6 protein-coding genes and 1 riboswitch are annotated in these 6732 nt (G+C 49.0%); all 6 genes read right to left on the bottom strand.

Going from position 1 to position 6732, the window contains the following annotated elements; genetic code table 11:
* A partial coding sequence (locus SSCH_RS17565; RefSeq protein WP_156972187.1) for a Druantia anti-phage system protein DruA occupies positions 1-419 on the bottom strand: 419 nt, incomplete at its 3' end.
* A gap of 359 nt (positions 420-778) precedes the next feature.
* Positions 779-1435: a Ni/Fe-hydrogenase, b-type cytochrome subunit gene (gene cybH, locus SSCH_RS07905; protein WP_044664983.1), complete on the bottom strand. Its 657-nt coding sequence runs from the start codon at positions 1433-1435 to the stop codon at positions 779-781.
* A 12-nt stretch (positions 1436-1447) separates the two neighbouring features.
* Positions 1448-2866 (bottom strand): nickel-dependent hydrogenase large subunit, encoded by a 1419-nt coding sequence (locus tag SSCH_RS07900; protein ID WP_044664982.1) that lies wholly within the window; start codon positions 2864-2866, stop codon positions 1448-1450.
* Complete coding sequence (locus SSCH_RS07895; RefSeq protein WP_044664981.1) at positions 2847-3926, bottom strand: hydrogenase small subunit; 1080 nt, start codon at positions 3924-3926, stop codon at positions 2847-2849. The genes SSCH_RS07900 and SSCH_RS07895 overlap by 20 nt, the downstream gene beginning before the upstream one ends.
* 841 nt (positions 3927-4767) lie before the next feature.
* A riboswitch (molybdenum cofactor riboswitch) is annotated at positions 4768-4889 on the bottom strand.
* An 85-nt stretch (positions 4890-4974) separates the two neighbouring features.
* Positions 4975-5643: a deoxyribose-phosphate aldolase gene (gene deoC, locus SSCH_RS07890; protein WP_044664980.1), complete on the bottom strand. Its 669-nt coding sequence runs from the start codon at positions 5641-5643 to the stop codon at positions 4975-4977.
* Positions 5644-5852: 209 nt separating this feature from the next.
* On the bottom strand, positions 5853-6731 hold the full coding sequence (gene era, locus SSCH_RS07885) for a GTPase Era (RefSeq protein ID WP_232294297.1): 879 nt from the start codon (positions 6729-6731) through the stop codon (positions 5853-5855).
* Position 6732 lies beyond the last annotated feature (1 nt).

The raw sequence follows: 6732 nt of genomic DNA, 5'->3' as shown, positions 1-6732 counted from the left end.
GGTCGTATCTGGGTCCAGCCAATCCATTCGTCACGTGCTGTCAACGCCCAGGCTGCTGCCGCAAATAAAAGACATCCCAATGGTTTTTCTCTTGTCCCTGTGGTGATGAAGTAGCGCTGATGGGCACCAAAGGGTCGCTTGTAGCCTAGGGTATGGTAACGATGAACATATTCGTTCCATAATCTAATGCCGTCTCGACTTCTTACCAGTTCTAACCCGATGGGCTCAAAATCGCTCACGCTTCCCTCTATCAACTGAGCAGGCCTCGTGTGTACCCCAAACTCAATCCGATCCCGGTTGTCGTGAATCTTATCTTCTTGTTTGGCTGGTAGGGTAATTGACCCCTTTTCTTCAAGTTTCTTTAAAAGCCTTGTAGGTCTAATGAAGCTGTCTTGTTCCGACCATTCGGTGTTACCCAATCTAAGTTCTCACAGACCGTATTTGCTAGCTCGGTAAGGCTTAGTTTCGGAAACATGCGTATTATTTCCTTAACATCTTGCAGTTCCTGTTCGGTGAAATATCTGCCGCTTACCAAGACTTGGTTGTCGTATTGTTTTGTCATAGTGCAGGCCCCCTTTGATAATAACCCACACTATTGTCTCATAATTAATTACCGCTGTCCAGTTCCTTTTTCGATAAAATATTTCTTCTAGTCTCTGGAAACCCTTGTCGGGCATAGTAGTTAGAGGCTATGCGTCAGTTCTGAGGGGGAGATCCAGAACTGAAAAGGTGACAGAGGAACCGTCCCTCTGTCACCTTTTCTCCTTTCAGACTGCGGTTAACCTTTTGCCGTTTTCTCTGTTCCGGCAGGAAGAACCCCGGCTTCTCGCTTCTTTTTGTGACCATGAAAATCTTTAGGCCTGTAACCGGTGATCATCCCTGCGATATTGGCCAACCCCTCACTGAAGTCCAGGTAGAGGTGTGCAGCTATACAGTATACAAAGAGCCAGGCAACAATATAGTGGACGATCCTCATCACATGCATGCCTCCGAAAACGGTCGCCCAGTGGTTAAAGGTTGTAGGCCAGTAGAGGAGGAAACCTGTAAACCCCTGAATAATAATCAGTGGTACAAAACCCAGATACATCATCTTTTGGCCAGGGTTATACTTTTCTCCGAAATCGGGCAGTTCATCGCTGATGAATAGGTAGTACTTCATCAGCCCTATCATATTCCCAAAATCAGCAGAGCGCGGCCGAAAGTTTTTGGAGTCCCTGGTTACAAAAGCGTAGTAGAGACGCCCGATAACACCGGCTGCTACGGCATACATGCAGATAAAGTGGATCTTTCTTGCGATATCCATTGAAGGAAAAATCGGAAAACCATGTGGTGTGTGAATATAAAAACCAGTCAAGGCCAGCAGAATCATGGCAATACCGTTCCACCAATGGAAAAAGCGCACAGATCGCGTATGTCGATATTCCAAACCCCTCATCGTGATCCCCCCTTAATAAACACGGAATGCGCCAACATTCCGGTTCGGGGTAATCACATGCACCGCACAGGCAATACAGGGATCAAAGGAGCGCACAATACGGACCAGTTCAATTGGATTGTTCGCATCCTTGACCTCCGTGCCAACCAAAGCCTGTTCCACAGGACCGGGCTGATCCTTGTCATCCCGGGGGCTGGTGTTCCAGGTAGTAGGCACAACGCAATTGTATTTGGCAATGCGCCCTCCTTCAATTTTAATCCAGTGCCCCAGGGCACCACGCACAGCATCTACAGTGCCGACACCTGTGGCCTCTTTCGGTAGTTCATGAGGAGCACAGGTCGGCTCCCCGGGTTTTAATTCCATTACCCAGTCATTCATAGCGTGTGCTATTTTCTGGAGTTCCAAGGCCCGCGCAGCATGTCGTCCCATCACCGAAAAGGCCTTTTCTCCAAAACCACGGATTGTGGGGTCTTTGTCTACCCACATGCGGGCAAGTGGCCCCACCTCCAGCACCTTACCCTCATAGCGCGGTGCTTTCATCCAGGAGTAAGCATTGGCCTTTTCGTGGTCAGGAGCAACCACTGCCTCTTTGGGTGATTTATCAATGTCATCCTTGTACCATGAGTACTTGACATCTTCAGTAACCTGATCTGGATCAAAGCGGCCATCCTTGCCGTCAATATAGGTGCCTTCTTTGATAAATCTGCTGCCATCCTTCTGTGGGTAACATCCGAAAGACAGCATATTCTGGCAGCCCCGGCCAATATCAAGCCAGTCCTTGTAAACATCCGCAACCGCCAGAACATCGGGTACATAGATGTTGTCAATAAAATCTATCAGCTCAGCCAGGCGATATTTAAAGTGTAAGATCTTTTCCGCATCAACCACTTCGGTAACCCCTCCAGGCACAATCGACCTGGGTGCAGGCGCCCTCCCCCCGAAGATGGCACACAGTTCATGAGCTTTTTTACGCATCTCCAATGCTTTGAGGTAGTGATCAACCGCAGCTGCGTTGATATCGTCCGGAAGCCGGTAATCCCCTTCATAGCGGGGAGCAAGAGGCAGGATGGTATCAGGTGCCTTCACATAATCCAAAGCTGCCAAATGGTAGAAATGCAGGATATCTGACTGTATATAGTTGGCCCCCAGGATCAGGTTGCGAAGGATCCTGCCATTATCCGGGGGTTCGATACCAAAGGCATCATCCAGGGCAAATGCTGAGGCGGCAGCATGTCCGACCGGGCATACACCACAGATGCGCTGAACAAGTTCCTGAGCATCTCTTGGATCATGACCCTGCAGGATAAGTTCTATCCCACGGAAAAGCGTACCTGAACTTTTGGCACTGACAACCTTACCCCCGTCAACCTCAACCTCGATCTTCAAATGGCCTTCGATTCTTGTTACCGGATCAACTGAGATCGTCTGCATTTATTCCTCCCCCCCCTTCCTCTTTCTTGCCTGTGCGGCCTTTGGCAATGCTCCCTACCAGGTGAGCACCGATGCCGGCCGCCACTGCAACACCCAGAACACCACCTACAGCATCAGCACTTGCTGTAATACCAGGCAGGTTCACACCAGGCATTCTCTCGTAGAAAGGAGTGGCACAATCAGGAAAGTCCTTTTCGGTGCAGCCAAGACAGGGCGCACCCGACTTGATACACCAGTTCACACCGCTGTTCCACAGACGATCAAAGCTGTCACAGTGGGCAAGGGGACCCTTGCATCCGATCTCCAATAGACATCCAGGCTCGCTGAAATTCTTGGCAAAAACACTGGCATCAAAGTACTGCCGTCGCGGGCAATTGTCGTGGACACACTTTCCGTAAAACACTGTTGGCCTCCCGATTTTATCAAGTTCCGGTACTTCTTTAAAAAGAAGAATATGTGCCAGTGCCCCTACAAACCAGTCCGGGTGTATTGGACAGCCAGGAATATTTACAACCGGGGTTTCGATCCCCGCTTCCTTTAAAACAGCATCTACACCCTTGCATCCGGTGGGATTGGGCTTGGCTGCCGCTACTCCCCCGTACGATGCGCAGGTGCCGATAGCTATCACAGCATCCGCATTTTTTGCCAGTTCTTTGACTCTGTCCTGAAAGATTACATGTTTTCCATCCCGTTCGCCTACTGTACAGTAGATCCCCCCATTTTTAGTTGGCACGGCCCCTTCAACAACAAGATAATATTTTCCGGCATCTCTTGTGTCGTCGATGACCTTCATAGCCAGATCGCCGGCTGCGGCCGACACATTAGGGTGAAACTTGAGGTCAATGATTTCAGTGAGGATCTCTTTCATGCCCGGTTGTCCTGAATTCAAAAGAGATATGGAGCATCCGGTACAGCTTGCTCCCTGAATCCAGATCACCGGGGGGTTTCCTGAGGCAGGTGCGGCTTTCGCCAGTTCCGGCAGAAGAACCTGACTCAAACTGACAGCAGCCACCGAACCCGCGCACAATTTCAAAAAACCACGGCGACTGAGTTCGCTCATTTTGTTCCTCCTCCCACATTTTTTTGTTTTGGATTTGATTTATCGGCTTCCTATAAACATCACCCCTTTACAGCTTGATTCCTGAAATATGTTCCAGGTTATCCTTGCGCTTTCATGGATTCCGATTCGGCTTGGCCACATAACCCGTTACAGACAATTAATCTGACGAGCCCTTATGACACCACCCATGGCGCAAAAATGCCTAGCCCAACGGCTGCTCAGTGCAGGCACAGTGCTCCCCCCAGCACCTATTTCCTCTGAGGTTCAGCCGGACAGTTCGAACGACTATTCATAGCCGCGTTACTATGGATGAAGTAACAATCATTGTAAGCCATTATGGTATATACTTATGAGACAAGCGCAGGAACTATAATAAGAAAGTGACCACAGTTTACATATGTGTCACTCCGATGAATTGCAGACTCCTCCCTTCAGAGGCACACCCATTTCATGGTACACCTAAGGGTCTAGCAACCACTGGCAGCAACGCTGCAGGCTGAAAGAATCGGAGGATCAGTAGTGTGTAAGTATTGTATAAATTAAGGATGGTTAACCATTTTATGTTTTATTATATGATTCTTCACACGAATCCAATTTCCTTCTATAAATAAAAATTAATGTTAAACATCCTTAATAATTGGACTAATGGCCCATACCAATATTAAAACTGGTATCCTTGTACAGGCCAAACTTAAAAAAATGTGGTGGTTAACCCTCACCATATACCCTAAACCACTGGGTAACCAGGACTAAGTTCTGTAGGTCTCGAGCCAACCACCATATTCGTTTGCAAATAAAAAAGTGACCACTTTTTAAATGTGGCCACTCCGAAAAAGCAGGAATAACATCATTAAATCCTCCTTTTCACAATGGGAGGCGCACCCGTTTCCAGATACACCCTATCGGTTTATCGGCCATTAGCTCTGTAGCGACAGGCCGAAAGACTCGGAGGACCGCATTTGTTTCATAACTTTTATGTAATTGTATCTATAGAGATTATTTATTCTACCCTGACAGCGAAAATCCTGCAACAGCTATCAAATATTTTTTATTTTATTAAATCAGGGCCCCGGCTCGTCCCCAGGCGAACCGCCCCTGCCTTGACTAAAGCCATGGCGTGATCCCTTGTTCTGATCCCTCCGGCAGCCTTGATCCGCAGTTCACCGCGCACTGTTTCATGAAGGAGTGCAACATCCTCTACACTCGCCCCTTGAGGGCCAAAACCTGTGGATGTCTTCACAAAATCAGCGCCGGCGGCATGTATTATCTGTGCAGCAGTGCTTTTTTCTTTATCAGTCAGGTAGCAGGTTTCTATGATCACCTTGATCACAGGACTTTCCTCGCCAGAATCGGCAGCTCTTTCTGCAGCTCGTACTATGGAGGAGATCTCCTGCTCTACAGCAGTCCACAGCCCCTCTTTCAATAAACCGATATTTATCACCAGGTCAAGCTCCTGGGCACCCTCTGCCAGGGCGTTTTCTGCTTCGAACACCTTGGCTGCAGTGGTTTGAAAGCCCAGGGGAAAGCCCACTACAGTAACAACCCGCACATCACTTCCGTCAAGGATGGAACAGGCAAGCCGAACCCTGCTGGGGGGAACACAGACCCCATGAAACTCGTATTCCAGTGCCTCCCGACAGAGACGCTCGTAGTCACTCTCCACAGCCTGCGGCAGCAATAAAGTGTGTTCAATATACTTCGCCAACTCATCTCTCATTATACTAACACCCCACTAAAAAAACAGAAGTCAGAGGCCAGAAGTCAGAAGTTTGAGGTGCGTGCGCCAGGGGTGAATCCCCAACGCAGAGATGCGCCGGGAACCGTGTCCCCCTTGCACCTTGCACGCAGAAATGCGCCGGGAACCGTCCCCCGCGCACGCGCCCCGCGCACGGGCAGAAATGCACCGGGAACCGTCCCCGCCGCATCTCATTCGTAGCCAAATGAGCGCAGGACAGCTTCATCATCCCGCCAGTCCTTCTTTACCTTTACCCACAGGTCGAGGTAGACCTTATTGCCTAAAATGGCCTGCAGTTCCTGGCGGGCAAGCTGACCGATCTCCTTCAACATCCTGCCGCCGCGGCCGATGATAATGCCCTTTTGGGAGTCCCGCTCCACATAGACGACAGCATTTATATAAAAGAGCCCGTTTTCGCGCTCCTTCATCTCTTCGATAACAACAGCAACCGCATGGGGAACCTCCTCACGGGTTAGATGAAGCACCTTTTCACGGATAATCTCCGCTGCAACAAACTTCTCCGGTTGATCAGTCACCATTTCAGCGGGATAAAAAAAGGGGCCTTCCTTCAAATTAGCGGCGATTAGCTCCCTCAACTTATCTAAATTTTCCGCAGTCAAGGCGGAAACCGGAACAATATTCTGAAAATCGTACCTCTTAGAAAACCAGTCGATCAATGGCAGCAGTTCCTGTTTCTTGATCAGGTCTATTTTATTTAATACCAGAAGAACCGGTGTGCTCACATCCCGCAGCTGCTCGAGAATATACTCCTCTCCTGTACCAGGTGAAACAGAGGCATCCACAACATGGATCACCAGATCAACCTCTTCCAGAGTTTCCTGTGCCAGGCGCGTCATGTATGCCCCCAGTTTATGGCGCGGCTTATGTATTCCAGGGGTATCGATAAAAACAGCCTGGGCGTCTTCTGTTGTCAAGATCCCCAGAATGCGATTTCTGGTGGTCTGGGGTTTATCTGAAACAATAGCCACCTTACGGCCCATAAACTGGTTAAGAAGTGTTGATTTCCCTACATTTGGCCTTCCTATGATACATGCAAATCCTGATTTAATA

Origin of the sequence: Syntrophaceticus schinkii, assembly GCF_000946815.1 — a bacterium.
Taxonomy (GTDB): Bacteria; Bacillota; DSM-12270; order Thermacetogeniales; family Thermacetogeniaceae; genus Syntrophaceticus; species Syntrophaceticus schinkii.
The sequence above is the reverse complement of the archived record's forward strand: the minus strand, read 5'-3'. Positions and strand labels throughout refer to the sequence as shown.

Coding starts and splice junctions, on each gene's coding strand:
- cybH (WP_044664983.1), bottom strand. CDS start 1,435: ATGAGGGGTTTGGAATATCGACATACGCGATCTGTGCGCTTTTTCCAT.
- SSCH_RS07900 (WP_044664982.1), bottom strand. CDS start 2,866: ATGCAGACGATCTCAGTTGATCCGGTAACAAGAATCGAAGGCCATTTG.
- SSCH_RS07895 (WP_044664981.1), bottom strand. CDS start 3,926: ATGAGCGAACTCAGTCGCCGTGGTTTTTTGAAATTGTGCGCGGGTTCG.
- deoC (WP_044664980.1), bottom strand. CDS start 5,643: ATGAGAGATGAGTTGGCGAAGTATATTGAACACACTTTATTGCTGCCG.